The organism is Streptomyces sp. NPDC054047 (assembly GCF_055585065.1).
The window spans coordinates 185739-212345 of the sequence record NZ_JBVJKV010000004.1; the positions used below are offsets into that span (position 1 = coordinate 185739).

The window sequence follows — 26607 nt, forward strand, 5'->3', positions numbered from 1 at the left end:
GCCGCGCAGGCCGCGGCCGCTTCGTGCTCGGCGGGAAGTGGGGAAACACTCCAAGACTGGCTCGTGATCATTGTGGTGGGCAGAGCAACTGCCCACGTCCGAGTTGGCACAGACTTGCAGAACGCGGTGGCCAGGCCGGCCGCCGTATCCCTGTCTCGGCCGACCCAAGGACTGCCACCGTGAACGAGCGCGTTCTGACTCCCCGCAATCGCGGCTTCCTCTTCCTCGACTCCCACCCGGCCGGGTGCGGGCAGTTGGTGGCCGACATGTGGCAGGCATGCCCCACCCCCGCCGGCTTGCCGGACGGCGACGGGCCGGTCGCGCTGATCATCGGCTCCTCCGCCGGATACGGGCTCGCGGCCACGCTCGCCGGACTCAAGCGTGCCGGTATCCGCGGCATAGGCGTGTGCTTCGAGAAGGCTCCCACCGCGAGGCGCACCGCGACGGCCGGCTGGTACCGCACCAGTGCCACCGCCGACATCGCCCGCACCGCAGGCAGGGACCTGGTATTCCTCAACGGCGACGCGTTCTCCGACGCGATGAAGGACCAGGTCGCCGACCTCATCGAGCAGCGGTTCGGCGGCCGGCTCGACTACCTGATCTACTCGGTGGCCGCGCCCCGGCGTACCGACCCCACCACCGGCACCACCTACGCCTCGGTCCTCAAGCCGATCGGTCGGGCCAGCCGCACCAAGACCCTGGTCTTCGACGACGAGGGCGTGCCCGAGGTCCGCGAGGTGGAGACCGAGCCGGCCGAAGGCGACGACGTGGAGCAGACCGTGGCCGTGATGGGCGGCGCGGACTGGGAACGCTGGATCGACCACCTCGCCGGACGGGGGCTGCTCGCCGACCGGTTCGCCACCGCCGCACTGTCCTACATCGGCTCGTCGCTGACGGCGGCGATCTACCGGCAGGGCACCATCGGCGCGGCCAAGACACACTTGGAGGCCACCGCCCGTGCCCTGAACGAGCGGCTCGACAAGATGGTGGGAGGGCGAGCCGTGACCTCCGTCAACGCCGCGGCCGTCACCCAGTCCTCCACCGCGATCCCCGGCATCGCCCTGTACACCGGCCTGCTGCGGGGGGTCCTGGGAGACGCCCTCGTCCCGCCGATCCGCCAGCTCTCCGCCCTGTGGGACCAGCTCACCGGCGCCGCCCCGCTCGCTCTGGACGACGCGGGCCGGATACGTCTGGACACCTTCGAGCTGACCGACGACGTCCAGGCGGCCGTCGCCGACCGCTGGGAGGCCGCCACCACGGCGAACATCGCCGACCTGGCCGACCTCGACTGGTTCCGCGCCGAGATCCGACGCCTCTACGGATTCTCCGTGCCCGGCATCGACTACGCGGCGCCGGTCGCCACAGATGTCCCCTGGCCCGATCACACGCCCTGATACACCTGCGACTCCCGGCGGCCGAGGGCTAACGTGTCCAGCGATCGAGGAACTGCGCGCATCGGAGAAGCTGTTGACGGAACGGTTGAACGGACATCGCCCCACACTCGAGGATGTAGCGCGCCGTGCGGGGATATCGAAGTCCACGGTGTCCCGTGTGATCAACGGCGAGCCCCGAGTGCGGGCCGCGGTCGCGGAACGCGTCCGACAGGCCGTGGACGAACTGGGCTACGTACCCAACCAAGCCGCCCGGAGCCTGGTCACCCGGCACAACAACGCCGTCGCCGTCGTGGTCACCGAACCGCAGAACCGGCTCTTTGTGGACCCCTACTTCGACTGTCACCTGCGCGGCATCCGACAGGAACTCGTCCACCAAGGAGCACAGCCGGTACTGCTGTTCATCGAGGAACCGGACGACTATCCGCGCGTCGCGAACTTCCTGGGCGGTGGCCACGTCGATGGAGCCCTGCTCTTCTCGCTGCGCACCGACGATCCGTTGCCCGCCATGGTCGAGCACATGGGCCTGCCTGCCATCTTCGGCGGTCGCCCGGCCGTGGGCACCGGCCGTCGCGGCCATGGCTACACGTACGTCGACGCCGACAACCGCGGCGGAGCCAGGCAAGCCGTCCGGCATCTCGTAGCGCTGGGACGCCGACGCATCGGGACCATCACCGGCCCGCTCAACCAGGCTTCGGCGATCGACCGCCTCGATGGCTACCGCGACGTACTCCTCGACACCCCGCCCCAGCTGATCGCCGAGGGCGACTTCACGCTGCGGGGCGGCGCCGACGCCATGGCCGCGCTCCTCGACCGGTGCCCCGACCTGGACGCGGTCTTCGTCGCCTCGGACCTGATGGCATCCGGTGCCCTGGGCGTGCTGCGGGTGCGCGGGCGCCGCGTACCCGAGGACGTGGCGGTCGTCGGCTTCGACGACCTGGCGACCATCGCCGAGGCGACGGAGCCACCGTTGACCACCGTGAACCAGGACATCGAGGGCATGGGACGCCTGATGGCCCGGCTGCTGTTCAAGCGGACGACGGGCGAGCCCGCGTCGCCAGAGGACAGCCCTCCGCTGTCCTCCGTGGTCACCCCGACGCGTTTGGTCGAGCGGCAGTCCGCCTGACCGCACCCTCCTCAGCAGCCGAGTGGCCCGCATGCTGTCTGCTGCGGTGCGTGTGCGCTGGATGGACGCGTGCTGTGGACAGATGGAGTGGGGTCGGATGGTCGCATCGAGTGGTGCTGCCGTCGATGTCTCAACCTCAGGTTCAGGGTGAGCGTCAGGTTCGCGCCACGGGCGCAGCAGCATCCCGCGGACACCTGGAGGGCTGACGAGCGTCCATGTCCCGCATCCGCTCCTCCGCGTCCGCGTCGAAGCCGACCGGCTCCCAGCGCTTGGCCAGCAGTGCGATCAGGCCGAGGGCGGGGGCGGCGAGGATGACCCAGTAGACGTGCGTGCCGAGGCCGCTGCTGAGGACGGGGAAGAAGAACAGCGTCAGCGTCGAACCGAGGCGCAGCACGGCCTGGTTGAACCCGTGCAGGGACGTACCGACGGATCGTAGGCACCAACCGGAATATGCTCGTCCGATTGTCCGCATAGTGGTCACCGAGGCCGCGGGGGACCAGGGGCAGGCTGCCGGAGAGCGCAACGCGTGCCGGTGACCCGCCGTGTGGCGGCGCGCAGGCGGCGGTCAACTCGGGCGGAAGGACGTTCCGTTCACCGGGCAGCCACTTTCGCACAACCCTTCGTACGCCTCATGCGTCACACTCCCGCAAGCCCTTCCCCTCACTTCCCCCTTCGACAACGGGAGTTCCACCGTGCGTGCACGTACCCTGACCGCCACCGCCGTCGTCGCGGCACTCACCGCGGCCGGTCTGAGCCTGCCGCTCGCCGGGAGCGCCGCGGCCGCCACGACCCCGCGGTTCGACTTCAACGGCGACGGATACGCGGACATCGCGGTCGGCATGCCCAACGCCACGGTGGACGGCAAGGCCAAGGCCGGCTACATCAGCGTGATCTACGGCGGCCCGCAGAGCCCGAGCCAGTCCACCGGCGTCATCAGCCAGGCCGAGGCCGGCATCCCCGGCACCCCCGAGGCGGGCGACCGCTTCGGCTCCTCCGTGGAGCCCGTCGACGTGAACGGCGACGGCGTCTTCGAACTCGTCGTCGGCGCGAGCGGCGAGTCGCTCAGCTCCGAGCAGCTCGGGAACGAGGGCACCATCACCGTCCTGGACGGTTCGGAGTGGAACGTCAAGGGCACCACCGTGGCCAGGGGCGCGAGCGAGTTCAGCGGCATCGGCGACACCATCGCCGCGGGCGACTACGACGGGGACGGCGACATCGACCTCGCGTACAACGACAGCGGCGAGGAGCGCGGCGAACTCCGGTTCCGTCCGGGCCCCCTCACCGCCGACCCGGCGCCCACCACCACCCTGCGCGGTTACGGCATGGGCGGCAACACCGTCGACCTGGCCACCGGTGACTTCGACGGCGACGGCCGGGACGATCTGGCCACCACCTGGAAGGCCATGGAGGACTCCGGCACCTTCATCACGCGCTGGGACGACCAGGCCAAGCCCGCCCAGTGGTGGGCCGACGCCGACCGCGGCAGCGCGCTCGCCACCGCCGACTTCGACCGGGACGGCACGGACGACCTCGCGGTCGGCCTCGTCATGCCCAACGGCGAGTCGGAGACCACGCATTGCGAGGACCTGCTCGGCGGTGCGGTGCTCCTGCTCAAGGGCTCGAAGACCGCGCACTTCGGCACCGAGAACGAGTGCATCACCCAGTCCAACCCGGACGTCGGCGGCACCGCCGAGTCGGGCGACGACTTCGGCGCCTCGCTTGCCGCCGGCGACCTGAACGGCGACAGCCGTCCGGAACTGGTGGTCGGCGTGCCCGGCGAGGACGTGGGCAGCGTGAAGGACGCGGGCGGCTACGTCACCCTCAACGGCACCGAGCACGGCCCCTACGGCGGCCTGGCCCGCAGCCAGAGCACCCCGAACATGCCCGGCACGGCCGAGGCCGGCGACCGCTTCGGCGCCCAGGTGGCCGTCGGCGACTACAACCGCGACGGACTGTGGGACACCGCGGTGAGCGCGCCCGGGGAGAACGCCGGTGAGCCCCGCTCGGGCGGCGTCTGGTTCGCGCCGAGCAGCACCGAGGAGACCTACCCGCTGGGCAAGTCGCTGACGCCGTTCGGCTTCGCGCTGCCCAACGGGGCCATCAAGTACGGCGAAGTGCTGGGCTCCTAGGCAGCTGCCTGTCCTCCAGTACGGCCACCCGCCTTCCCACCTTGCGATGTGGAGCATCTGTGCGCAGTAAGAGACTCTCGGCCGCCCTGCTGGGCGCCGCCACCGTCCTCGCCTCGGCGGGGCTCGCCACTGCGGCGGGCGCGGCACCGGCGGCGGCTGTCCAGGGCGCCGACTTCAACGGTGACGGATACGCGGACTCCGTGGTCGGCGTCTATCGAGGGGACGTCGACGGCGAGACGTCCGCGGGCTACCTCCACGTGCTCTACGGCGGATCGAGCGGGGCCGGCACCTCCACCGCCTCGGTCAGCCAGGACAGCCCGGGAGTCCCCGGCACCAGCGAGAAGAACGACCGGTTCGGCAGTTCCGTCGAGACGGCCGACGTGGACGGCGACGGCTTCACCGACGTCGTCGTCGGGGTGAGCGGCGAGGACGTCGGCAGCGACCCGGAGGCGACGGGCCACGGCGCGGTGGTCGTGCTGTACGGCTCGTCCAGTGGCCGCTTCGAGCGTGGCAGGACCATCGCGCAGGGTTCGAGGGGCAGCGGCGCCGGGGCCTCGCTCTCCGTGGGCGACTTCACCCAGGACGGCGCCGTGGACGTGGCGGTGGGCCTGCCCCACGGGGAGTTCGGCGAGGTCACCCTGCGCCCGGGCCCGCTCACCGAGGACAAGCCGCTGACGCACCTGCTCGACACCGGCTTCGGCGGCACCGCGGGCAGGCTGGCGGCCGGGGACTTCGACGGGAACGGCAAGACCGACCTGGCGATCTCCTCGTACTCCAACGACTACTCGCGCACCACCCTGTGGCGCTGGAACGGCTCGGCCCTGCAGGAGTACTGGAAGTCCCCGGCCACCGGCTACGCCGTAGCCGCGGGCGACTTCGACGGCGACAGCGTGGACGACCTGGCCCTCGGGCACTGCCTGATCATCGCCGAGGCCGACCGGCCCACCGAGGCCTGCGGCCCCGACGAACTGGCCAAGGGCGGCAAGGTGCGGGTGCTCTACGGAGGCGGGGGCGCCGAGGGCTTCGGCACCCGCAACCAGACGTTCAGCCAGGACACCCCGGGCGTCGCGGGCACGGCGGAGCAGGCGGACAACTTCGGCATCAAGCTGGCCGCGGGCGATCTCAACGGGGACGGCCGGGACGACCTGGTGGCGGGCACGCCCGCCGAGGCCATCGGGACGGCGGACCGCGCCGGTTCGGCGACCGTGCTGACCTCGGGCCCGGACGGTCTGCTCGACGCCTCGGGCACCGCCAGGTCGGCGGCCTGGCACCAGGACTCCACCGGGGTCCCGGGAACGTCGGAGGTCAACGACGAGTTCGGCTCGGCGCTGGCCCTGGGGGACTACGACGGTGACGGGGACGGCGACGTCACGGTCGGCGTCTACAACGAGAACAGCGCGGAGTACGAGCAGAACCTCAGCACAGGCGGTGTCTGGACCCTGCCGAACGGCGCCGGGGCAGGCTCCAAGGCGCTGACGCCACGGCTGTTCGGGCTGCGGGGCGCGCTGTACTACGGGCAGATACTCGGGCGCTGAGACCCCGGTGACGCGGGCGGCGCGCCGCTGACAGAGGCGGCGCGCCGTGCGGGAACGACGCCGGCGGCGTCCCGGCCCGGGGGCCGCCTGTTCGCGGCAGCGATGGCCGCGGCCGCCGCGGCCACCGGATACCTGTGGTGGCGCCGTGGGCGTACCCGCAGCGGGGATGCGGTCCTGCTGGACCGGAACCTGCTGAACACGCGCGGCGTACGGATTGTCGCTGACCGGCCACCACCTCGCCTACGCCGCGGCAGCTGATCTCCTGCTCCTCATCGGCCTCCCGGCCACGGCTCGCCTCAGCACGAGGGACCAACCCCGCTGAGCGGAGTCTGGTCAGTGGTTCGAACTGGCGGGATGCTACGGGGTGGCAGCACCAACCAGGGGGACCCATGAAGGCCATCGCCCAAGGCCCGTACGGCACCGTCGACAGCCTGGAACTGCGTGACCTGCGCCGTCCCGCGCCTCGCGACGACGAAGTGCTGGTCCAGGTGCGTGCGGCCGGGGTGGACCCGAGCATCCTGCACCTCATGACGGGCAAGCCCTACATCGCCCGCCTCGCCCTGGGAATCCGCAAGCCCAAGAACCCGGTTCGGGGCTGGGACGTCGCCGGAGTGGTCGAGACGGTCGGTGCGAAGGTGACGGGGTTCAAGACGGGCGACGAAGTCTTCGGCAGCGGCGACGGCTCGTTGGCCGAGTACACCTGCGCCAAGGCCGACAAGCTCGCGCCCAAGCCCGGCAATCTCACCTTCGAACACGCCGCGGCTCTCCCCGTCTCCGGCGTCACCGCCTACCAGGCCCTCAGTGGCAAGGCGCGCCCGAAACCGGGGCAGCGCGTCCTCGTCATCGGCGCCTCCGGCGGCATCGGAACCTACGCCATACAGCTCGCCGTCTCGTACGAAGCCGAGGTAACCGCCGTCTGCGGCCCCGGCAAGGCGGACTTCGTCCGGGCCCTGGGCGCCACCGACGTCATCGACTACACCAGCCAGGAGATCACCGACAGCAAACACCGGTTCGACATCATCCTCGACGTCGCGGGCAACCGCCCACTGTCCTTGCTGCGCCGCGCACTTGCCCCCAAGGGCGTCCTGGTCATGGCCGGAGGCGAAGGCGGCGGCGACTGGGTGGGCGGCCTGGGCCGCCAGCTCCGTGGCCACGCGCTCTCACCGTTCCTCGGCCAGACGCTGAGCAGCCTGATCGCCAGGGTGCGTCAGCAGGACCTGCTGACCCTCAAGAGGCTCGCCGAGACCGGCACGATCGCACCGGCCATCGACCGCACCTACCCGCTCTCCGAAGCCGTCGCCGCGATCAAACACCTGGAGAGGGGCCATCCCCGGGGCAAGATAGTCGTGACCGTTTAAGCTGAGGGTGATCGCGTCTTGAGCCGGACGGATCACCCGCATGTCGGCCTGCCGCTGCTACACCGCCGCCTCGCGCACAGCAACGCAGGGACGGCTGAGCAATGAGCCCGCCGCACGTGAGTACGCGTACTCACGTGCGGCGGGCCGCTCGATCCAAGACTGTGCGCATGACACGCATCCCTGTCCCAGGCGGCACCTTCGCCCGCCCCTCACGGGGCCCGCAGCTCACCTTCGTGATGACAGCCGTTGCCGTCCTTGCGCTCGGCGCGTGCGGCAGCAAGAAGGCCGACGCCGGCGGAGAGCGGGCCAAGTCCGCAGTCACCGCCGGAGGCCAGAGCGACGCGGCCTTCACAGAGATGCTGGATCATGCCGCACAGCCGTGTCCCCCGAGCGCCCCGCCCGAGGCACCGCCGACCGAACCGGCGGAGACGCTGCCGGGTTCGGTGGAAGCGGACGTCGAGCCCATCGCCCCCACGGCCGGGCCGGAAGTGGAGTTGAACGCTCGCGACTGGTGTGCGAGCGCCCGCCATGAGGAACGCATCGCCCAGGCGCTGTGGAATCTGAAGGGCCCAACCCCCGCCAAGGTGAGGACGATCCTGCACGACCTCGGCTACGTCGACGACCGTATCCACGACCTCAGGCAGACCGGAGCGAGCACACGGTTCTTCCTCGATCTGCGTGACAAGGGCGGTCGCCTCTGCCTGGAGGGCTCAGCGGCCGGCGAGCGGACCGTCATCGACCCCTGCGTAGCCCCCGCGACCGGGCCGTTCACACCTGGAGGGCCGAAGGGGGACGAGAAGGACCGTTGATGACCAAGGGCGGTGCGTGTGTCGTCGCGGCGCTGGTCGCCGGCCTGTTCCTCGCACTCCGAGGAGCCGCTCAAGGCGCCGAAGGGCGACGCCGTGCCGGAGGCCGAGCTCTTCGGGCATCTGGGGCTGGACGAGCCGCAGACCCTGAAGGGAACGGGCTGGGCCGGGGTTTGCCCGCCGTGCGCGAACGACGAGCGGCGTAAGAAGGTGCAGTGGATCGAGATCCACGTCCAGGCTCTCAAGTCCGATCGGGGGCGAGTCTACTTGCGGGCGTTCTGAGTACCTCTTGAGCACCTTCTGACGGTCAGCTTCAAGCGAGCGGCAACTCGGCGAGGATCTGCCAACCGTCAGAGGTGAGGGCGACCACGTGCACGGCGGACACCTCGGAAGAGATCGGTAGACGGCCGGTGACCCGGCGCGCGATGGTGGCGGCCGTGCGGGCGGTCGCGTCCAGCGACACGGTGACGTGCACCGGCGGATCCTGCCCGAACCGGCCGTCGTAGGGGACCTGTTCGGGGAACGCGGCGCGAACGGCGGTGGCCAGGGCGCGCAGTTCGGGCACCGGGACACCGACGAACGCACCGGCCCGCTCGACCTCGGCCAGCCGGACGGGAATCCGGCCGGCCTCCGGCGCGGCCCGCAGCAGTGCGGCCCGCAACCGCTCCAGCTCCCTCGCGCCGATTTGGTCGGCCGGCAGCCATGGGTAGAGCAGCGTGGCGTGTGCGGGCACCCCGGGCCGTACCACCTGCGCGTCCACCTGGGTGGCCAGTTCCAGCAGTGGTTCGGCGTCCGGCATCAGTGCCAGGACAGCCGTTGTTCCCGGTGCAGGCATCGTGGTCGTCACCTCGCTTCCCGCGTCGAGTCCCGCTGCGACAACCTGGGCCAGAGGGGTGCGCGTAGCCGGAAGTCGTCTTCCCTCAGTCTGTGCAACGCCTCGTCCGCGAAGCGAGGGGGTGCGACTGCAGCGGTTCGTTCAATGATCACCGCCGGAGGCTACACACTCACACTGACAATCGGCCCTCCAGCCAGTGCGGCGTCTGCCCGGGCACCGCCCCGAGACCACGGAATGAGCTGCTGCCGCCGTGCTCCAAGTCATATCCGACGGGCAGGGTACGCCGAGGGTGGGGTTGCGATGCTGGCCCTGGCCGCGTCCTCGAACGCGGTCAGGGCCCTCTTGTACGCGGCGTGATAGCTCGACCAGTCGACGTCCTCCTCCTCTTCCGGCTCTAGGCCGGCCCGCAGGGCGACGTGGCTTTCGAGGTGGGGGACAATCTTTCGGACGAGTTCGTCATGTGCTTCGCCTGCTTGCTCTAGTGCACGCGTGAGCGGGAGTTCGAGCACGGCGAGTTGTGCGCGGGCCACGCCCCAGTCCCGGCCGGCATCCACGGCGCCGACACGATGGGCGATGGCCCAGACATGGGCCGAGATGGCTGTCTTCTTCTCTTCGCGTGACGACGCCGAGTTGAGGTCTGGGACCGGGCTCTCGTACGTCTCCTCCAACCACTTGGTGGTGAGGTGTTTGACCTGGCGGGTGGCCTCTAGCGCGGCCACGCAGGCGGCCGCCTTACGATCGCGTAGCCAGCGGATGTGTTCCAGGTCTCCCTGGTCCAGGACCTGCTGCCGCTGGGCGCGTGCGCTCAGCCGCGCGGCCAGGAGTGTTCCTCCGACACCCGCTATGGCGATGACACATGTGGTGACTGAGGAGACGACGGCTGCTAACCCCTGGTCCATGACGCCAGGATGGCGGCTGGGTGCCCGGCTTGAGGAGCCCGTGGGCCAGAGGGCTTCGCTACGCCTCCGGGGGCCCGTTAATCATGATTGACCTCGTCTGGAGTCGTCGTCGCATCACCTTTCGTGGCGGAAGCCCACCGTCGATGCTGAGATTCCTAAAAGGAAGCCGCTGCTCCCGGACGCTCGCCGAGGGCCCGGCCGGCGCCGGGACGGCGGAAACTTGGTGTGCGGGGCCGTCGGAACCGGGTAACGTCATGGGCATGGTCATGTTCTTCCAGACGCTGATTTACGAGTGAGAGTGTGACGGGCCCCTGCTGACCTCCCTAGACGTCGCCGTGCCCGTCCCCCACCGATGAATCCGTAGATCACTTCACATCATTCCGGGAGAACCCGTGAGCAAGAACATCAACAACCCCGTGGGCATGGGCGGCGGCAAGCGCAAGAAGCTGTCCCGCGCCGAACGGCAGAACAACGGTCCGCACCGCAACCTCGACCGCCAGGGTGCCGCCGACCAGAAGGCGGAGCTGGTGCGCAAGATGCGCGAGAAGACAGCCGCAGCCGAGGGCGCCGGGCAGACGAGCGACGACGCCGCGCAGAGCTGACGCACCGCCGCCGCAGGGCGGCACCGTACGGGGCAGGGCCCGGACCGCGACGTGCGGTCCGGGCCCTGCCCCGTACGGCGTCAGCGGGCGACCAGCTCCCGGCTCAGGACGTGCTCGACCAGGGAGACCAGGACCTCCTTGCCGGACTCCCGGTCACGCACGTCGCAGAGCAGGACGGGCGTGTGCGGGTTCAGGTCGAGCGCGCGGGCCACCGTCTCCGGGGAGTGGCTGCGGATTCCGTCGAAGCAGTTCACCGCGACGATGAACGGGATGCCGCGGCTCTCGAAGTAGTCCACGGCGGGGAAGCAGTCCGCGAGCCGGCGGGTGTCGGCGAGGACCACCGCGCCCAGGCAGCCGGTGGCCAACTCGTCCCAGACGAACCAGAACCGGTCCTGACCGGGCGTGCCGAACAGATACAGGGCGAGATCGTCGTGCAGGGAGATGCGGCCGAAGTCCATGGCGACCGTGGTCGTGGTCTTCGTGGTCACCCCCTCAAGGCTGTCCACCGGGCGTGACGCCTCGGTGAGGGGTTCCTCCGTACGCAGGGGACGGATCTCGCTGACCGACTCCACCAGCGTGGTCTTCCCCACGCCGAAGCCGCCGGCGATCAGGAGTTTGAGCGCGGTGAAGTCGGCGGACACCGCGGGCCGCGGGTGGTCAGAGTGCGCGGAGGCCATTGATCACTTCTCGCAGGAGGTGGGCGGGAGGACGTTCTTTCCCGCTGGCGGTGGACTGGGGCGGGGTGATGTGAAGCAGGCCCTGCGCCGTGAGGTCGCCGAGCAGGACCCGGACGACACCGAGGGGCAGTCCCGAGTCCGACGCCAGGTCCGCGACCGGGCGCGGGCCAGGGGCACTCAGGGCCAACAGGGCTCGCTGCTCGGGCGGGAGCGGGCCGCGCGGGGCGGTGCCGGTGCGCCGGACGATCGCCATCAGGTCGACGCGCTCCGCGCCGTTGTCGGTGCGGGCGCGACCGGCGGTCATGGCGTAGAGCCTGACCAGGGGCCCGGCCTCGTCGTCGTAACGGTCGGTCCACGCTTCGGCGAAGCCGTCGCCCGGATCGCCCCTGCGGCGGTTGGATGGCCGGTCGGTCATGAGGTCTCGCCGTCCGGCGTGGGCGCGCCGTCCGTCCGCACGGGCACGGTCAGGTGCTCGCGCACCCGGTCGACCAGCAGGGCCATCTCGTACGCCACCAGGCCGATGTCGGCGTTCCCGTCGGTGAACACGGCGATGCAGGAGCCGTCTCCGGCGGCGATCACGAAGAGGAAGCCGCCCTGCAGCTCGATCATCGTCTGGACGACGCCGCCCGCGTCGAAGTGCCGGCCCGCCCCCTTGGCGAGGGAGTGGAAGCCGGAGGCGATGGCGGCGAAACGCTCCGATTCGTCGCGGCCCATCCCGAGCGAGGCGCCGACGCACAGGCCGTCGGTGGACAGCATGACCGCGTACCGGACCTCCGCGACGCGGTCGACGAGGTCGTCCAGGAGCCAGTCGATGCCTCGCCTGCCGTGGTCGTCGATCTGGCTGCCCACGGAGGTGACGGAGTAGGTCGGCGTCATCGGTCTCGGAACCCTTCGTCGTTCGCTGCGTGGTGGTGGGGAGAGGGGCCCGGGGTGCCGGGGCCGGCCGTTTCGTCGCGGGTGACGGAGGCACGGCGCCGTCCGGAGCGCAGCGACGCCATCGTGGCGCGGGCGGCTTCCGGGGAGCGGACGGTCGGGCTCTGGGCGGGCTGCGGGCCCGCGCTCGCGTCGTCGTCCTGGCGCAGTTCGGGCGCGAGGCTGGCCTGGCGCACCCGGCGCGGCAGTCCGTCCTCCGCGTCTTGCTGCCCGTTCTGTCCCTGTCCGTCGGGTGCGTCGGTGGGCTGCCCGGTAGGGGCGGGCGGGGTCTCGGGCCGCTGGACCGCGGCGTGCCGGGCGCGGCCGGGCAGCTGCATGGGCGCCGGGGCACCGTGCGAGGGGCGGGGCTCCGTCTCGGGTGCGTCCGCCGGTGCCCGGCTGTGGTGCCGCTGGGCGGGGACATGGGGGAGGGCCGGGTCGAGGTCCGGTGCGGGGCCCGGCTCCACCGCCCGCAAAGGCTCCGGTTCCGGCAGGGGGCGCAGGCCCGGGTGCGGTGCCTCCAGGAGCTGTTGCGGCAGGAAGACGACCGCGGTGATACCGCCGTAGACCGAGCGGCGCAGAGTTACGTCGACGTGCTGGCGCTCGGCGAGGCGGTTGACCACGAACAGGCCGAGCTGGCGCGAGTCGAGCAGGTCGACGTCCGCGGCCCGGATCTTCTCGTTGGCCGCGGCGAGCGCCTCGTCGCCCATGCCAAGACCGCGGTCCTCGATCTCCAGGACGGCGCCCGCCCCGACCTCCTCACCGCGCACCACCACGGGGGTGTGCGGCGGCGAGTAGGAGGCCGCGTTCTCGGTGAGTTCGGCGATCAGGTGGATGAGGTCGGCGACCCCCGAGCCGGACAGGCGCAGATCGGGGATGTCGTGCAGCTGAACCCGCTCGATGTCCGCGGTCTCCGCGATGCCCGCGCGCACGGCGTCGATCAGCGGGACCGGGTTGCGCCAGGCGCGGCCGGGCGCGGAGCCGGAGAGGATCAGCAGGGACTCGGCGTGGCGGCGCATCCGCGTCGTCAGATGGTCCAGGCGGAAGAGGTCCTCCAGGTCCGTGGGGTTCTCGGTGCGGCGCTCCATGGTGTCGAGGAGTTCCAGCTGACGGTGCAGCAGCAACTGGCTGCGGCGGGCGAGGCTGACGTACACGCCGGAGACACCCGTCAGTACGGCGGCGCGGCCCGCGACGGCGCGCAGCGCGGCACGCTGCACCGTGGTCAGCGCCGCACCGACCTGGCCGATCTCGTCCCGGACCGGCTTCTGCGACAGCGGCGCCTCCTTCTCCAGATCGAGGCCGTCGCCGCCGTGGATGCGGCGAATGGCGGCCGGGAGCCGCCGGGCGGCGAGTTCCAGCGCGGAGTTGCGCAGTCCGGTCAGGTCGTCGACGAGGCCGCGTCCGATGCGTACGGAGAGCAGGAGCGAGAGGATCACACCGAGCAGACCGAGGAGTACGGCGAGGCCGGAACTGCCCAGGTTCGACAGGGAGTACGGCTTCGCCCCGGCGCCCGTGTCGATCGCTCCTTGCTCCGCGGTGGCGAGCCCGGACAGGGTGGGACCGGCGACGGAGTCCCAGTGCCTCGCGCTCACCGCCGTGGCGGCGTCGGCGGGGCCGGCGGCGAGGACGGCGCCCTGGGCGGTGGCGAGGCCGGCTGCGGAGCGCGAGTCGAGCACCTTGCGGTAGGCGGCGGCGTCCTGGGACCGCAGGTCGGACACGGCCGCGTCGGCGAAGGCACGCTGCTTCGCGACATCGCCGACGTACGTACGGTACTGGGCCCCGGACATGGTCCCGCTCGCCTGCGCGGCACCGAGCACGGCGTCCTGGCGGCTCAACGCGTCGCGGGAGCGGGCCAGTTCGAGCACGGTACGGGTGGCGGAGGCGCGGTCGGGCTGGTCGGCGCCCGCGAGCCCGGAGCGGACCGCGAAGGCCCGGTCGACGGCCTTGCCGTAGTCGGAGAGCACGGCGGAGGCGGCACGGGTGCTCTCGCGCCGCTCACCGAGCGACGTGGCGCTCGTGAGCAGGGAGCGGACGCGGCCGGGCAGCGCGGCGTCGAGTGCCGCGAGGTCGGTGCTGCTGGAGCGGATGCCCGCGCGCAGCGCCGTGACGGTCTTGTCCGTGCGGGCCTGCGCGGCGTCGAAGTCGGCGCGGGCGGTGCCGCCGGGCGCGGCCTGGTACTTCAGGGCCGCGGCCCGCTCGTCCTGCACCGCGGAGGTGAACCGTGAGACGGGCCGCACCAGGGTCGAGTCGATCTGGCGCAGCTGCTCGGTGGCCGAGACCTGGGAGGCGGTGGTGACGGCCGCGTGTCCCCACAGGGCCATCAGCGAGAGGACCGGCACGGTCAGCAGAGTGACGACCTTCGCGCGGATCGATTTGGGGCGCCAGCGTTCGGGCACCAGAGGGCGTGCGGGCATGACGAAGGGTCTCCTTGGCGGTGCAGGAGTGCGGGGGCGCGCGGAATGCGTCGGCCCCGGGGGTACGCGGGGCGCCGACGTGCGTGACGGGGCGCGTGCCGCGGGTGGGGGAGAGGGGCGGCCCGGCCGCGGTCAGGAGACCGGGAGTTCGACCTCGTGCAGCGGGCGGGCGGCGGCCTCGCTCTCGGCGCGCTCACGCGCAGTGGGGGACAGTGCGACGAACGCGCAGGTCAGGAAGAGGAACGAGCCGAGCACCACGGCGAGCGGCAGGATGAAGGAAGTGGCGCTCGCGCCCTGCAGCGGCGCGGTCCCGGCGCGCACATCCACCGTGACGGCGGCCATGCCCGTGTAGTGCATGCTGCTCACCGCCAGACCCATGACGAGCGAGGCGAGAGCCGCGACGGTCGGCCCCCGCACGGACAGCGCGGCCCACAGAGCGGCGGAGGCGGCGGCGATGGCGATGAAGACGGAGAGCGCGACGAGCGCGGGGTCGTACGAGATCGAGCCGTTGAGCTGGACGGCGGCCATGCCGATGTAGTGCATCGCGGCGACGCCGAGTCCGGTGCCGACGCCGCCGAGCACGATGGAGCGCGCCCGGGAGCTGCCGTAGCCGGCGGTGAAGACGCCCGCGCCGACCACGGTGATCGCGACCACCAGGCTGAGCAGGGTCAGCGGGATGTCGTAGCGGATCGCGGTGCCGTCGACGGTGTAGCCGAGCATCGCGATGAAGTGCATGGTCCAGATGCCGGCGCCAATCGCGACCGAGGCGCTGATCAGCCAGTTCCTCCTGGACCGCCCCCCGGCTGCCAGAGCGCGCACGGTGCAGCGCAGTCCCAGCGCGGCGCCGACGACGGCCATGGCGTACGACAGGACCGGAGTGGCCCAGCCCCCTGCCATGTGGTGCATGTGACCCACGGGATTCCTCTCACTTGGCTGTGTCGGCCCCCCGGCGACCCGGGACGCTAGCACGCAGTGGATCTCCCGCCAGGGGGCACGAAAACCGCTTGTTGTGAGGGTTACCGAACAGTAGAGCCCGAGTTCACCGGGCTGCACGCCCACAGGGCCGTCACTGATCGCACACATAGGTGCGACTCTTGTCACGCCGCGTATCGAACCGCTCCCGACACCGCGGGCGACACGCCCAGTTCCGGATATCCGGGACATGCCGGTGCAGTCTCCCGCTCGCTGGACGGGCGTCCACCGCGGGCGCCGCGGGACGCGTACCCGACGAGATTCCCGAGCGCGCAGTCGTCCGCTCTGTGTGCCCGGACTGGGCCGTTCTGGGATGTCCTGCGGGACCACATGGCTGACCGGGAAGACGCCACCGTGGAGGGCGTCTTCGTGGGCCTCAACTTCGCTCTGCTGGACCGGCTGTGAGCCGGGTCGAGGCTTGCGCCCCTTGCGGGACCCCGATGCCGCCGAGGGCGGGAGGCCGAGGAGAGCTGCGGGCCCAGGTCCCGCCCGACGTGCCGGCCGGGACCTGGGGGTGGCTCAGTTTGCCTGGTGGTCGGCCTGCCTGGGCAGGCAGAACATCAGGGCCCACATCAGGGCGAGGAGGCCGCCGACCCACCACAGCACGGTGACGAACGCGTCGCGGTTGACCGCGCCGTCGGGAGAGCCGCCGGTGATGGCGAAGAACACCACGGCGGTCAGCGCGGTGCCCAGTGCGATGCCCAGGTGAATGGCGGTGTTGAACAGGCCCGAGGCCGAACCGGCGTCCTCGTGCGGGACTTTGGCCAGCGACAGATCGGTGAGCGGGCCGGAGACCATGCCCAGGCCGAAGCCGATCAGCACCACCGGAGCGGTCATCGCCGGCAGGGTCAGGTCGGCCTGGTGGCTGCCGATCTGGAGCCCGTAGGTGACCATCGCGGCGGTCGCGATGAGGGCTCCGGCCTGCGGCAGACGGCGGGCGAAACGTCCGGCCGTCTTCGCCGCGATGGTCGCGCCGCCCAGTTCTCCCACGGAGAGCAGTACGAAGGCCACGGCCGCTTCAAGCGGGCTCATGCCCAGTCCGCGCTGCAGGTACAGCGTCCAGGTCATGAAGAACAGGCCGCACAGCAGGCCGTGCAGCAGGTCCGCGGCCATGCCCCCGGAGAACTGCCTGACCCGGAAGAGGGACAGGGCCACCAGCGGGGCGTTGCCCTGCCTGCGCCGCTGGTGGCGCAGGAAGACACCCAGGACAAGGAGGCCGACGGCGAGCATGACGAAGCTCCACAGCGGCCATCCGTGGGCATGGCCCTCGGTGAGCGGGAAGAGGATCAGGACGATGGCCAGGCCGGACAGCAGCATGCCGACCAGGTCGAGCCGGTCGGCCTTGCGGACGGTCGATTCGGGGATAAAGGTGCGTCCGAGGAGGAGTACGGCCAGCCCGACGGGCACGTTGACCAGGAAAATCGGCCGCCAGGACAGCCCGAACAGGTCGGCCTGGGTGAGCACGCCGCCCAGGACCGGGCCCAGGACGTTGGCGATGGCCAGGACGGCCCCGTACAGGCCGAACGCCTTGCTGCGGTTCTGGCCTTCGAAGGTGACGTGCATGGTCGCCAGGACCTGCGGGATCATCACGGCCACGCCGACGCCCTGAAGCAGGCGGGCGCCGATCAGCACGCCCGGGCCGGTGGCCAGACCGCACAGCAGCGAGGCGGCGGTGAACACGACGGTGCCGATGAGCAGGATCCTGCGCCGGCCGTAGATGTCACCGAGCCGTCCGCCGGTGATCAGCCCGACGGCGACCGGCAGGGAATAGGCGGTGGTCAGCCACTGCACAGCGACCGGTCCGGCGCCGGTCGACTCCTGGATCGCGGGCAGGGCGGTCAGGACGACCGACTGGTCGAGCATGTTCATCAGCTCGGCGGTCAGCAGCACCAGGAGGGCGATCCAGGCTCCCAAGGCCGTCTTCGAGGGTCCAGCCGATGGGTGGCCTGGGGTTTGGGTGGTGGTGTGCTGTGGCTCGTTGTCGAGCGCGGGGGAAGACAAAACGGGAACTCCTGATCCAAAGGAATCGGGGGAGCCCAGCCGACAGCCGCACCGGGGCCGGAAAACACCAAAGCCCGGGGCAGACGGCAGAGCTGCACCCGGGAAGGAAAACTGCGGGGAGGGGTGACGCAACTCAGGCCAGCGCGACGTCCGCCCCCGGACACGTGCGACACATCAGCACGCGGGGAACGCGGACGACTACATGGCCTGGTTAATAGGACGTCACCTCAAGATCGAAAAAGATGGAACAAGAACTCCGGTCGCTGCCACCGACACCTCGGCACAGGGACCCGTTCACCATATGACATCCCCGGGTCCAGTCGCACACCAGATAGCCGCCCCCCGGCTTTGCGTGGAACGCGGAGGAACACTCGGCGCGAGTCGGCGTGGTACGGCTCGGAACCGGGAAGGCCGGGGGCTTTCGCGCCCCCCGGTGTGGTGGCGCGCGAAGTCCGTGGTGGCCGGATGGAGTTGCTCGTCACGGGTCGCGATCGCCTGGCCCTGGTTGTGGTGGCACGGTCGCGGTTGGGCCGGTCCTGCCGGCCGTCTTCGCGGTGCGTGCAACACCTGTGGCGCCACTTGAACTTGTGAGCCGGCAGCCGGATGGCCGGACGACCGAAGGGCTCCGGGCAGTGTTCTTGCCGCGGTGCAATTCGAAGGCAGTCATGGCCATCGCTCCGTAGTCTCCCTGCATGCCAAGCCCAGACCTTCCAGGCTCAGACCTTCAGGGCATCAACGCCTTCCTGTCCGCTTTCGCCCGCCGCCAGGCTGCGCACATCGTCGACCTTCCTGGCGGCTTTGCTGTATATGACGATGCTTTTCACCATTCCCGAGCGAACAACCAGGTCATCATCGATATGGCCGTCGACCCGGAAACGCTGCCCACCATCGCGGAGGAAGCACTGGGTCATCTGCCACACCGGCTGATCTCCGTCTTTGATGACGAAGTCGGAATGGCGTGTGCAGAGCCGCTGATACGGGCTGGATACAGCCACTCCACCTATCTGGTGATGCTGCACGCAGGCCCCATGCCAGCAGGCCGACCCGCAGGCGAGGTAGACCTCGATGCGATACGTACTCCGCTCACCCGACGTTGGCGGGGCCTCCTTCCGGGCGTCGGCGACGAGGTAATAAGCCACCTTGTCGACCGACGCGAGGCTCGTCGGCGCGGGGCTGACATCGTTCGCTTCCTCGGTGCTCTCACGGAGGAAGGCGAGGTCGCCTCATGGGCCGACCTCTATGTGGACCCGGCAACTGGCATAGCCCAGATCGAGGACCTGATCACCTCCGAGGCTCACCTCAGGCGCGGTTACGCGGATGCCGTCCTGACCACTGCCCTGCGCATGGCTGCCGATGAGGACTGCAGTACCCGGTTCCTGACCGCCGACGCGTCAGACTGGCCGCGCCAGTGGTATGAGCGTCGCGGCTTCTCCGTCATCGGCCACTCGCACTGCTTCGAACGCGGCTGATCGGAAAGCAGCGGTGGCGTGCCGGTGATCCCCTCAACCAGTACCGACAACGCCCCTACGAGGATTGTCGGCCGCGTTGGTCCAGCGCTCTGGTCAAGTCCCGGTTGGCCTGCTCGCGGCATCGAGATCGGATCGGGCTCCCTCCAACGCGGACGTCAGTTCAACGGTGTGTTGCTCCAGCCTCGTGATCTTCCGCTGGGGCTGGCCGATGTCCGCTGGGGCTCCGAGCCCTGACTCCTGTCATGCCTGAGCCCCGAACGCCAGCGACTGTTCGACAGGACGGCACAGCGCCAGCGGGAGTGGCAGGGGAAGGGAGGTCACGGGGTAGCCGTAGCCCGCCCTGGCTGTGGCTGCTGGCCTGGCAGGGGAGTCTCACCCCAGCACCAGTAGCGTGCCGGGAGCCAGAGCGTGGTTCGGGGGCATCAGGGCACCCGAATCCGCTACGTAGTATCCGGACAGCCGCCCCGTGGCGAGGAGTTCGGCCGGCGGGCGGGCCAGTGACATCACCAGACGCCAGGGTGGAGAGGGCTCAGCCCTCTCCACCCTGGCGTCTGGTGTGGTTGGTCTATGCGGCAGATGTCAGAGGCGGCCATGCGTCAGCCGAGTCAGCGGACCGCCCTGAATCTTCGCCGTCCGGCGCCCGGCGGTGAAGGAAACACCGACCACACTGACCAGACCGGCGGCAGCCCCTGCGGCAATGGCCTTGCGGTTCTTCACCAGGGTCCAGCCGGCGACGGCCGTTGAAGCGACCTTGCCGGTGGCCGACACCACCGTCTTGCCGCCACTTTCGATACCCGCGGCTGCCGCCTGCTTTGCACGCTGAGTCGCGAGACCGAAGGTGTGCGCACCAGAACTGGCGGCGTCGGCCGCTTCCCCGGCGGAACCCTTCGCCTTTTCGGCAGCCTCGGCCGACTCCTGCTTTGCCTTCTGTGCAGTGGTGTTCACCTTGCGCGCTCCTGTACTCGCAGTGGACCGCTCCTTGGCGGCTGTTGCCTTAGAGGTTCTTCTTCTCTCTTCAGCCATGCAGTCCGTGTTGCCACTCAACGCCCCATGAAACTTGAAGCGTTCGATCCTCTCGATCGACCAGCAGACAGGAACCCACCAGCCCCAGGTCGGTCGGGTCGATGTGCGCGACGGCGGCCGTGAAGCTGGCGGAGTCGAGCAGGCGGGCGATGTCGGTGCCTACGGCCGGCGCGGCCTGGACCACGGCGGCCTGAACGGCGGCCCGTCGGGCGGCGGTCGAGCTGACGGTGAGCGCCTGCTGTGCCAACTTCGGCAAGGCGGGTCACGTCGCCCTCGGTGGCCTCGACAGGCGGCGCGGCCGGGGGTCTGCGGGGGCGAGCTGGTGCTTGGCGCGGCCGGTGCCGGGGGCTGGCGGGGTGCCGATCGGTGCGCCGGGGGCGGGGCGCGTGCGGTGGCCGGGGGCGGGGTCGACACGTGGGTCCTCCGGGGACGGTGTCCGGGGCCGTGCGCGCCTGGCGCTCGGCCGGATGCGGGCAAACGAAAAGGAGCCCGCGCCGAGCGGGCTGTGATGAGTTGTTTCGGAGGAACCAGCTACCGGACAGCAGCGTCTATGGGCACGGAGGGGGCTCGATGACCGTGCTATCGCTGATCATCTCGGCTGCTGCGTTAGTGGGCGTCGCAATGTCTTTGATCTATCAATCCCGACAAACGCGTCTGTCCCGAGAAGAGAACATGAGGGCGTCACACCGAGAGCTGTTGGTGATGTCCATCAATGACGAGATTTTGCGGCCCTGCTGGGGAAGTCCCCTGTCAGAGCTTCCAGAAGTCGTAGCGCGACAGATGCTGTTCTCGAACCTCATCGTGTCGTGGTGGCACTCTGCTTACATGATTAAAGAAACGACAGACCAGCAAGTCAGCCTGCTATTCCGCCATTTCTTCGAGGGGGAGATTTCTAGAGCGTATTGGGACAGGGCGCGTGCTGGATGGAGTGAGCTGGCGCACGCGGGAAATTCCTCGAAAACCAAGCGCTTCGTATCTCTCGCGGACGAAGAATACCGGGCAGTTGTGTCAGCAGGTGCCTAACTCCGGGTTGCACCTGGTGCGCGGAAGGTACGGCAAAGTCAAGAATGGGGCGATTTGTAGCGTAGCCACGTATCTACGGGCTCCGCAGCGTCGACGCGCTCGGGTGCGGGCACGTGGTTTGGGCGTCGCCCCTGCGGCCTGCCTCGCGGCCTGCCGTGACTGCTCTCACGATGTCCTCGCGCGCGCCCATGTCACCCACCTCTTGTTCTGGTGGTCCGACGCGTTGTGCCGGGCGCCGTCGGCCTATTGCTACGACTTGCCGGTCACCTGCTCGATGAACTCGGCTTGTGTGAGCCTGCCGTGTTCGGCCCACCAATCGGGCGCGCCTGCTCCGGTCTCTGTGAGGATGGCGGCCGCCTCGGCCTGTACGGCGGTGTCGTCCCAATCGGGGTGCAGCCAACGGACTTTGGTCCCGGTGGACACGTCGCCCGCTCGGGCGAGCAGATCGGGGGTGGTTGCCGTGCTCTGCTCGCTCTCGGCGACGCCGTCGCCGAACTCGACGCGCGGCCGTTCCGGTTTGATCGGTCGGCCGAAGTGCACGGCGTCGACTGCAACAGAACATGCAGTATGTGCGCGAGAGGCTGGCGCCAGTACCCGGTCTTCTTCTTCCGGGTGACCATGGACAGGACGTCGCGGCTGTCGACCTCTGTCGCGGTGATCGGGCCGCCGTGGGCGTCGAGGCCGAAACTCTGCGCGGAGTAGCCGGCCGACTGGGCGGCCTGCCTGGTCAGTGCCTCGGTGCTCCGCTGGTGCTCCTCGACCCTGATCTCGAACTGACTCAACGTGATCGTGCTGCCCTCGTTGGGCGGCATCTTCAGCGAATGCCAGACCTCGCGATCGTCGTCGAACCCTGCGCCCTGTCCGGGCCCCGCAGGTATCCGTCGGGGGCGATCAGCCGTGCGCGGGCGAGGCGAATGTCGCGCATCCACGACGTCCACACGTCGTCGATGGCCTCGAACACGTCCCGGATGCCCTGGAAATGGGAACGCCCCATCGGGCTCGACTCGATCAGGTCGCAGTCCCACGTGGCACGGAGATACACCCCGGAAAGGCCCGCGTCCTGCTCGGCTGCTCCGTACAAGACCTGCTGTTCGTGGCCTTCGTCGGCCAGCGTTTCGAGACGCGTCTGTGTGGCCTTGTCCTCGACGCTCATGGCATGTCGCTGAACAATAGGTGTGCGCTCACGGCGGCGATGTCGGACGGCAACGGCACGTGCAGTCGGTGACGTGGCCGGGAGGTCTGCGCGCGGCGCCGGTCACCGGAGTACCACGCGTCGTCGAGGCGCATCTCGGCGTAGTACGGGGCCCATTGCGGGGGCGGCCATGAGGCGCCGGGCTCAGGAAGTGGCATCTGGGCCACCTCCTAATTGCACATCAGTACGATGGGTGAGACCGTGGATAAATTTGGGGAGTAAGTAATTCCTTGCGGGCCCTGTTGCGGCTCGCGTTAGAGGATCCGAATTTCGTCGAGACGTTCCGATCATGTATCGCACCGTGCTATACCTCATTGACAACACTCGGGGGATACCATGATCGAAAGTGTGATCATTGCTGTAGGTCAGTTTCTGGCTGGCAAAGGTATCGATGAACTGAATCGGGTCTTCAAGGCGTACGACCGGGAAAAGGTCATCGACCGTGCCATTGGGCAGGCGACCGCGCAGCATGGGAGGTATCACAGCCTATCAAATATCAACATGCTGTGCGACACGTGTGCAGGTATCGGTTGGACTCGAAGGGCACACAAGCAGAACCACAAGAAAAAGAAAAAGACGAAATATTGTCGCTACTGCAATAAGAGCGACTGGCCTTACAGTGCTTTCCCGAAATAGGTTCTGTCGCGCTATGTCGGATATATTTGCTGCGTGTTATAGAGTTCTGCGTTCAGTGAGCAAGTGGCGCCACTCGTGCGCGGTGGAATGGACGACGTAGCGCAGGGCGTCGGCGCTGTGGTCGTCGACCTTGATCGGGGCGTCGTCGCCGCGCTCGGTAGCTTTGGGGTCCCAGCTTTAGCCGGGCATTTCGGCGAGCAGGCCCTCGCACGAGTCGTGGCGCCATTCGGCGCACACGTACAGGCGGCCGTCGGCGCCCTCGCCGAGCAGGACCGCGGCAAAGGGGTTGGTGGTGCCGTAGTCGACGCCAAGCCGGTGCCGACGCATGTCGGGTTGCTCGGTGACGACGTGGCGGGGCTCGTCCCACATGTCGTAGATGGCGCCCTCGGCGACCACCCACGCGCCGTCGATCATGCGGCGGCGCCACAGGCCGACGTACTCGGCGGCGAGGTCGGCAACGTACTCGGGCGACGGGCTCGGGTTGTCGGCGAGGCGGAAGTGCCAGGCACGCAGGTTGAGTTTTGCCCGCGCGGTCGAGATACCTGGTCTTGAGCCAGTGGCGCGGTGAGTCGGGGTTGGTCGTGGCGTACGGGCGCGCGCCGGGCACGGACAGCAAGAAGCTGGCCAAAAAGCTTCGGGCAGGAGGGTGGCCTCGTCGACGTACGCGAGTTGCACGGTGAGGCCACGTAGGCGGCCCTCGGCGCGGGCGCCGGCGGCGCCGATCAGGTGTACGGTGCGCCCGAGATCGTCGCCGTCGTCGCTCCGTGGGTGTGCACGACGTGCTGTGCGAGGGGACCGAACAACGCGCGATCTTGGAGGGGTTCCAGGATGTTGCGTTCGAACGTCTGGAGGCTGAGCCCGGACGGCCCCGCCGTGGCGACAGCCATCACGAACGCCAGTAGCGAGGCGATCGTCTCGCCGCTGTGCCGTGCCACAGGCTGATACGGGCGGTTGCCTGTCCGATTTTGCGGAGCTGCTTGAGGGACAGGGGCAGATTGCCGAGGTCGAGCACTACGGCTCCCCCCCCGGCGGCGCCCCCGTCGTCGTGGGCCTGGTCGTCGTCGGCGGCCTGCGTCAGTGCCTCGCCGAGCGCTCCGAGCATCGAACGCACCTGCTCGGCGTTCTCTCCGCCCTCGACGGGTGCGAGGCGTAGGGAGACCCCGACGGCGGTCTGTACCGACGCGACGATCGCCCGTTGGTCGCCGAAGCGGGGTTGCGGTAGGTGGGTCTCGTGCCACTCGCCAAAAAAGTGGCCGGCGAACTCGCCGTGCACGGTGGGCGCCCATAGCTGAGTGCGTAGCTGAGTGCGTAGGTGCTCGGCGTCGCCCTGTAGGTCGACGGCGAGGGTGGCGCGGCGGGCGGCGGGCGGCGGGCGGCGAGGTCGGCGGTGCGGGCGCGGGCGGCGGCCTCGACCTGTGGGGCGCGGTCGAAGCTGAGCGGGGGCTCGAAGGCTGTGGCGATCTTCGACACGGTCGAGGGGCTGCGCTGGATGGCGCGGGCCATGCTCCAACCCCGTTGCATCGAAACCGCTGATGGGGTGGCCTAATGCGTAGTTTTGACTACGTATTCTCCTCATCCTTGAGGAGGAGTGGCGATTACCGCGAGGCGAAAAGATTGCAACCTGCGCCGTTGTTCAATCTCCTCACCGCAGACGTCTCGCCTTGCGGCCTTCGTGTTTCACACTGAGTAACGGGTCGGCGCCGACCTAAACCCACTCGAACAGAACGGAAGTAGGTCAACATGCGTGCACGTGAGACACGACCTGCTGAGAGGCATGGGGCTTGTGTGTCGGCGACGATCCGTCGGCGCCGGTATCGGCGGTTGACTGTAGTGGTCGTCATCCTGCTAGCTGGTGTTGCCCCTTGGATCGACGCGCAACTCTTGGCAGTGGTGCTTGCTGTAGTGGCCGGGGTTGCGCCCGTCGCATTCGGCCAGTCCTTAGCTGCGTCTTGCGAGACTAGTCCAGCCTGAGCGCCAACAGATGCGCACCAACACGAAACGCCCCTCGTGATCGCGCGGGGCGTTTCGTGTGGCATCCGCGTGGCCTGTTTCCGGGCGTGCCGGGAACGGTCCCACCATTAGGTCGCAGCCGCCCCCCGAATATTCCCTGAGCCGCGTCCCTGAGACATTTCCGGGGCATCCCCGATGGTGCGCGCTTTGCCTGACTGGTGAGCTTTTGCCATGAGAAACCTCCAGTCCTCGCGTCCTCTGCTCGCCGTCATCACCGCGGCGGCGTCGCTCCTTGCTGCTGTCCCCGCCCTTGCTGATTCCCGGCACGGGGATTCGCGATTACACGCCAAGACCCAGGCTGCCTTGAACGAGATCGTGGAGCAGGGCACGCCCGGTGTCATCGCCCAAGTACGCGACGGCCACGGCGTATGGAACGGCAGGGCCGGTGTCGGCGACCTTTCCCGCAGCGACCAGCGCAGCACGCGCGAGAAGTTCCGCATCGCCAGCGTGACCAAGACCTTCACGGCCACCGTGCTGCTCAAGCTCGAAGCCAAGGGAAGACTGTCCCTGGACGACAGTCTCCAGAAATGGCTGCCCGGGGTGGTACGCGCTCCGGGATACAGGCCCGAAGCCATCACTGTTCGGCACCTGCTCAACCATACGAGCGGGATTTTCGACTACAACATGGACGAGGAATTCCGCGCCAAGTACGCCGGTGCGGAGTTCGACAAGAACCGCTACACCCGGTGGGCGCCCAGAGATCTCGTGGACATCGGGCTGGCCCACCCGCCGAACTTCCAGCCCGAGCAGGGCAGCAGGCCCGGCAGGCCGGGCAAGTGGGACTACTCGGACACCAATTACCTACTCGCCGGGATGATCATTGAGAAGGTCACCGGCGGCACCTACGAGGAGGCGGTCGAGCGGCTCCTCATCAAGCCGCTCCACCTGCACGGCACCCGCGTGCCCGGTTCCTCGCCCAAGGTCCCCCGGCCGCACGCGACGCACTACTCCACGCTCTTCCAAGAAGAGCCGAACATGCAGATCTACGACGTCACCAAGTTCAGCCCCACCGTGGCCTTCTCGGCCGGGCAGATCATTTCGACCGTCGGCGACGTGAACACCTTCCTGTCGAAACTGCTGGGCGGCGACCTGCTGCCCGCCGCCCAGCAGCGGGAGTTGCTCGACGCGGTGCCTGTCGACGGAGACAAGGGGCACGGCGGCCCGCAGGACGTCTACGGCCTCGGTATTCGGCACTTCAAGCTCACGGAGGACTGCTGGGCCTGGGGGCACGGCGGCCTGATCCCCGGATCCGCGACCCGGACGATGGCCTCGGCGAACGGTCGGCACGTGCTCACCATGAACCGCAACGGAGACTGGGGCGAGCAGGAACTGGAGGACGCGACCGTCGAGGCGGAGTTCTGCCAGAAGTGACCGCGGGTGCGGGCGGTCGGTGGTTGTTCGGCTCCTGACGATGAGGTCCCTGAGGTCCCTGAGGTCCCTGAGGTCCCTGAGGTGATCGCGGCCTCGGGGTAACCAACAAGCACGCTGCCTCCAAGCTTCCCGGCCTGTGCCCCGCAGCACCTCAACCGCCTGCTGCCCGCCTGGCCCATCGCGCGACACCCCCGGATCGGGCGTCTCCAACAGGTGCAGAACCGGG

The 26607-nt window shown here is 69.4% G+C and carries 28 protein-coding genes; 12 read left to right on the plus strand and 16 right to left on the minus strand.

All coding sequences use genetic code 11. The features are described 5' to 3' along the window. Positions 1 to 179: 179 nt before the first annotated feature. On the plus strand, positions 180 to 1394 hold the full coding sequence (gene fabV, locus ACZ6ZP_RS17560; protein WP_469407396.1) for an enoyl-[acyl-carrier-protein] reductase FabV: 1215 nt from the start codon (positions 180 to 182) through the stop codon (positions 1392 to 1394). Positions 1395 to 1467: 73 nt separating this feature from the next. Next, positions 1468 to 2517 carry a LacI family DNA-binding transcriptional regulator gene (locus tag ACZ6ZP_RS17565; protein WP_366464987.1) on the plus strand — a complete coding sequence of 350 codons (1050 nt, stop codon included), beginning with the start codon at positions 1468 to 1470 and terminating at the stop codon, positions 2515 to 2517. 154 nt (positions 2518 to 2671) lie between these two features. Here ACZ6ZP_RS17565 and ACZ6ZP_RS17570 read toward each other — a convergent pair whose 3' ends face one another. Beyond that, positions 2672 to 2911, minus strand: a complete 240-nt coding sequence (locus ACZ6ZP_RS17570) for a hypothetical protein (protein WP_351166627.1) — start codon at positions 2909 to 2911, stop codon at positions 2672 to 2674. A gap of 298 nt (positions 2912 to 3209) precedes the next feature. On the opposite strand from ACZ6ZP_RS17570, the gene ACZ6ZP_RS17575 reads away from it, so the two are divergent. The 5 genes from ACZ6ZP_RS17575 (at position 3210) to ACZ6ZP_RS17595 (ending at position 8627) form a co-directional block, all read left to right on the plus strand. Next, positions 3210 to 4646 carry an FG-GAP repeat protein gene (locus ACZ6ZP_RS17575; protein ID WP_469407399.1) on the plus strand — a complete coding sequence of 479 codons (1437 nt, stop codon included), beginning with the start codon at positions 3210 to 3212 and terminating at the stop codon, positions 4644 to 4646. 59 nt (positions 4647 to 4705) lie between these two features. Beyond that, a complete protein-coding gene (locus ACZ6ZP_RS17580) occupies positions 4706 to 6181 on the plus strand; it encodes an FG-GAP and VCBS repeat-containing protein (RefSeq protein ID WP_469407400.1) in 1476 nt (491 codons plus the stop codon). A gap of 389 nt (positions 6182 to 6570) precedes the next feature. Then, on the plus strand, positions 6571 to 7539 hold the full coding sequence (locus ACZ6ZP_RS17585; RefSeq protein WP_469407401.1) for an NAD(P)-dependent alcohol dehydrogenase: 969 nt from the start codon (positions 6571 to 6573) through the stop codon (positions 7537 to 7539). 167 nt (positions 7540 to 7706) lie between these two features. After that, positions 7707 to 8348, plus strand: a complete 642-nt coding sequence (locus ACZ6ZP_RS17590) for a hypothetical protein (protein ID WP_469407402.1) — start codon at positions 7707 to 7709, stop codon at positions 8346 to 8348. 18 nt (positions 8349 to 8366) lie between these two features. Continuing rightward, entirely contained in the window at positions 8367 to 8627 is a 261-nt protein-coding gene (locus tag ACZ6ZP_RS17595; RefSeq protein WP_469407403.1) for a hypothetical protein, read from the plus strand. A 31-nt stretch (positions 8628 to 8658) separates the two neighbouring features. Here the strand turns inward: ACZ6ZP_RS17595 and ACZ6ZP_RS17600 are convergent, their stop codons facing one another. Beyond that, positions 8659 to 9180 carry a 2'-5' RNA ligase family protein gene (locus ACZ6ZP_RS17600; protein WP_469407404.1) on the minus strand — a complete coding sequence of 174 codons (522 nt, stop codon included), beginning with the start codon at positions 9178 to 9180 and terminating at the stop codon, positions 8659 to 8661. A gap of 260 nt (positions 9181 to 9440) precedes the next feature. Beyond that, on the minus strand, positions 9441 to 10079 hold the full coding sequence (locus ACZ6ZP_RS17605) for a hypothetical protein (RefSeq protein ID WP_469407405.1): 639 nt from the start codon (positions 10077 to 10079) through the stop codon (positions 9441 to 9443). Between the two features lie 392 nt (positions 10080 to 10471). On the opposite strand from ACZ6ZP_RS17605, the gene ACZ6ZP_RS17610 reads away from it, so the two are divergent. Then, complete coding sequence (locus tag ACZ6ZP_RS17610) at positions 10472 to 10681, plus strand: DUF6243 family protein (protein ID WP_361474475.1); 210 nt, start codon at positions 10472 to 10474, stop codon at positions 10679 to 10681. Positions 10682 to 10761: 80 nt separating this feature from the next. Here ACZ6ZP_RS17610 and ACZ6ZP_RS17615 read toward each other — a convergent pair whose 3' ends face one another. The 6 genes from ACZ6ZP_RS17615 to ACZ6ZP_RS17640 all read right to left on the minus strand — a co-directional run bounded on the left by ACZ6ZP_RS17615 (position 10762) and on the right by ACZ6ZP_RS17640 (position 17570). Further along, the gene (locus ACZ6ZP_RS17615) at positions 10762 to 11358 is read right to left on the minus strand and encodes a GTP-binding protein (protein ID WP_351166641.1); all 597 of its coding nucleotides are present in this window, start codon (positions 11356 to 11358) and stop codon (positions 10762 to 10764) included. Further along, positions 11339 to 11773 (minus strand): DUF742 domain-containing protein, encoded by a 435-nt coding sequence (locus ACZ6ZP_RS17620; RefSeq protein ID WP_351166643.1) that lies wholly within the window; start codon positions 11771 to 11773, stop codon positions 11339 to 11341. Before ACZ6ZP_RS17620 ends, ACZ6ZP_RS17615 begins: the two co-directional genes overlap by 20 nt. Continuing rightward, a complete protein-coding gene (locus ACZ6ZP_RS17625) occupies positions 11770 to 12234 on the minus strand; it encodes a roadblock/LC7 domain-containing protein (RefSeq protein WP_469407408.1) in 465 nt (154 codons plus the stop codon). The genes ACZ6ZP_RS17620 and ACZ6ZP_RS17625 overlap by 4 nt, the downstream gene beginning before the upstream one ends. Then, positions 12231 to 14684: a sensor histidine kinase gene (locus ACZ6ZP_RS17630; protein WP_469407410.1), complete on the minus strand. Its 2454-nt coding sequence runs from the start codon at positions 14682 to 14684 to the stop codon at positions 12231 to 12233. Before ACZ6ZP_RS17630 ends, ACZ6ZP_RS17625 begins: the two co-directional genes overlap by 4 nt. A 132-nt stretch (positions 14685 to 14816) precedes the next feature. Then, complete coding sequence (locus ACZ6ZP_RS17635) at positions 14817 to 15599, minus strand: MHYT domain-containing protein (protein WP_351166649.1); 783 nt, start codon at positions 15597 to 15599, stop codon at positions 14817 to 14819. A 576-nt stretch (positions 15600 to 16175) separates the two neighbouring features. After that, positions 16176 to 17570, minus strand: a complete 1395-nt coding sequence (locus tag ACZ6ZP_RS17640) for an MFS transporter (protein WP_469407412.1) — start codon at positions 17568 to 17570, stop codon at positions 16176 to 16178. A gap of 779 nt (positions 17571 to 18349) precedes the next feature. Between ACZ6ZP_RS17640 and ACZ6ZP_RS17645 the strand changes: the two genes are divergently transcribed. Then, the gene (locus ACZ6ZP_RS17645) at positions 18350 to 19126 is read left to right on the plus strand and encodes a GNAT family N-acetyltransferase (protein WP_469407414.1); all 777 of its coding nucleotides are present in this window, start codon (positions 18350 to 18352) and stop codon (positions 19124 to 19126) included. A 579-nt stretch (positions 19127 to 19705) separates the two neighbouring features. On the opposite strand, the gene ACZ6ZP_RS17650 is transcribed toward ACZ6ZP_RS17645, so the two are convergent. Further along, a complete protein-coding gene (locus tag ACZ6ZP_RS17650) occupies positions 19706 to 20071 on the minus strand; it encodes a hypothetical protein (RefSeq protein WP_351166655.1) in 366 nt (121 codons plus the stop codon). Positions 20072 to 20141: 70 nt separating this feature from the next. After that, positions 20142 to 20396: a hypothetical protein gene (locus ACZ6ZP_RS17655; RefSeq protein WP_469407416.1), complete on the minus strand. Its 255-nt coding sequence runs from the start codon at positions 20394 to 20396 to the stop codon at positions 20142 to 20144. A 197-nt stretch (positions 20397 to 20593) separates the two neighbouring features. Between ACZ6ZP_RS17655 and ACZ6ZP_RS17660 the strand changes: the two genes are divergently transcribed. After that, positions 20594 to 21172 (plus strand): DUF6082 family protein, encoded by a 579-nt coding sequence (locus tag ACZ6ZP_RS17660; RefSeq protein ID WP_399976254.1) that lies wholly within the window; start codon positions 20594 to 20596, stop codon positions 21170 to 21172. A gap of 73 nt (positions 21173 to 21245) precedes the next feature. On the opposite strand, the gene ACZ6ZP_RS17665 is transcribed toward ACZ6ZP_RS17660, so the two are convergent. The 3 genes from ACZ6ZP_RS17665 to ACZ6ZP_RS17675 all read right to left on the minus strand — a co-directional run bounded on the left by ACZ6ZP_RS17665 (position 21246) and on the right by ACZ6ZP_RS17675 (position 22325). Continuing rightward, positions 21246 to 21362: an Rmf/CrpP fold protein gene (locus ACZ6ZP_RS17665; protein WP_366464302.1), complete on the minus strand. Its 117-nt coding sequence runs from the start codon at positions 21360 to 21362 to the stop codon at positions 21246 to 21248. A gap of 59 nt (positions 21363 to 21421) precedes the next feature. After that, positions 21422 to 21712, minus strand: a complete 291-nt coding sequence (locus ACZ6ZP_RS17670; protein WP_469407418.1) for a hypothetical protein — start codon at positions 21710 to 21712, stop codon at positions 21422 to 21424. Between the two features lie 274 nt (positions 21713 to 21986). Next, positions 21987 to 22325, minus strand: a complete 339-nt coding sequence (locus ACZ6ZP_RS17675; RefSeq protein WP_469407420.1) for a hypothetical protein — start codon at positions 22323 to 22325, stop codon at positions 21987 to 21989. Between the two features lie 375 nt (positions 22326 to 22700). Here ACZ6ZP_RS17675 and ACZ6ZP_RS17680 point away from each other — a divergent pair, with 375 nt between their 5' ends. Further along, positions 22701 to 23000, plus strand: a complete 300-nt coding sequence (locus ACZ6ZP_RS17680) for a hypothetical protein (protein ID WP_469407422.1) — start codon at positions 22701 to 22703, stop codon at positions 22998 to 23000. A 177-nt stretch (positions 23001 to 23177) separates the two neighbouring features. Here ACZ6ZP_RS17680 and ACZ6ZP_RS17685 read toward each other — a convergent pair whose 3' ends face one another. Both ACZ6ZP_RS17685 and ACZ6ZP_RS17690 read right to left on the minus strand, forming a co-directional pair. Next, positions 23178 to 23414 carry a hypothetical protein gene (locus ACZ6ZP_RS17685; RefSeq protein WP_469407423.1) on the minus strand — a complete coding sequence of 79 codons (237 nt, stop codon included), beginning with the start codon at positions 23412 to 23414 and terminating at the stop codon, positions 23178 to 23180. A 472-nt stretch (positions 23415 to 23886) separates the two neighbouring features. Then, positions 23887 to 24273: a hypothetical protein gene (locus tag ACZ6ZP_RS17690; RefSeq protein WP_469407424.1), complete on the minus strand. Its 387-nt coding sequence runs from the start codon at positions 24271 to 24273 to the stop codon at positions 23887 to 23889. A gap of 908 nt (positions 24274 to 25181) precedes the next feature. Between ACZ6ZP_RS17690 and ACZ6ZP_RS17695 the strand changes: the two genes are divergently transcribed. After that, entirely contained in the window at positions 25182 to 26381 is a 1200-nt protein-coding gene (locus tag ACZ6ZP_RS17695) for a serine hydrolase domain-containing protein (protein ID WP_469407426.1), read from the plus strand. The last annotated feature ends 226 nt before the right edge of the window (positions 26382 to 26607 follow it).

Coding starts and splice junctions, on each gene's coding strand:
- ACZ6ZP_RS17645 (WP_469407414.1), top strand. CDS start 18,350: ATGCCAAGCCCAGACCTTCCAGGCTCAGACCTTCAGGGCATCAACGCC.
- ACZ6ZP_RS17620 (WP_351166643.1), bottom strand. CDS start 11,773: ATGACCGACCGGCCATCCAACCGCCGCAGGGGCGATCCGGGCGACGGC.
- ACZ6ZP_RS17630 (WP_469407410.1), bottom strand. CDS start 14,684: ATGCCCGCACGCCCTCTGGTGCCCGAACGCTGGCGCCCCAAATCGATC.
- ACZ6ZP_RS17685 (WP_469407423.1), bottom strand. CDS start 23,414: ATGATCGACGGCGCGTGGGTGGTCGCCGAGGGCGCCATCTACGACATG.
- ACZ6ZP_RS17615 (WP_351166641.1), bottom strand. CDS start 11,358: ATGGCCTCCGCGCACTCTGACCACCCGCGGCCCGCGGTGTCCGCCGAC.
- ACZ6ZP_RS17585 (WP_469407401.1), top strand. CDS start 6,571: ATGAAGGCCATCGCCCAAGGCCCGTACGGCACCGTCGACAGCCTGGAA.
- ACZ6ZP_RS17625 (WP_469407408.1), bottom strand. CDS start 12,234: ATGACGCCGACCTACTCCGTCACCTCCGTGGGCAGCCAGATCGACGAC.
- ACZ6ZP_RS17590 (WP_469407402.1), top strand. CDS start 7,707: ATGACACGCATCCCTGTCCCAGGCGGCACCTTCGCCCGCCCCTCACGG.
- ACZ6ZP_RS17605 (WP_469407405.1), bottom strand. CDS start 10,079: ATGGACCAGGGGTTAGCAGCCGTCGTCTCCTCAGTCACCACATGTGTC.
- ACZ6ZP_RS17695 (WP_469407426.1), top strand. CDS start 25,182: ATGAGAAACCTCCAGTCCTCGCGTCCTCTGCTCGCCGTCATCACCGCG.
- ACZ6ZP_RS17600 (WP_469407404.1), bottom strand. CDS start 9,180: ATGCCTGCACCGGGAACAACGGCTGTCCTGGCACTGATGCCGGACGCC.
- ACZ6ZP_RS17680 (WP_469407422.1), top strand. CDS start 22,701: ATGATCGAAAGTGTGATCATTGCTGTAGGTCAGTTTCTGGCTGGCAAA.
- ACZ6ZP_RS17675 (WP_469407420.1), bottom strand. CDS start 22,325: ATGAGCGTCGAGGACAAGGCCACACAGACGCGTCTCGAAACGCTGGCC.
- ACZ6ZP_RS17665 (WP_366464302.1), bottom strand. CDS start 21,362: ATGGGCGCGCGCGAGGACATCGTGAGAGCAGTCACGGCAGGCCGCGAG.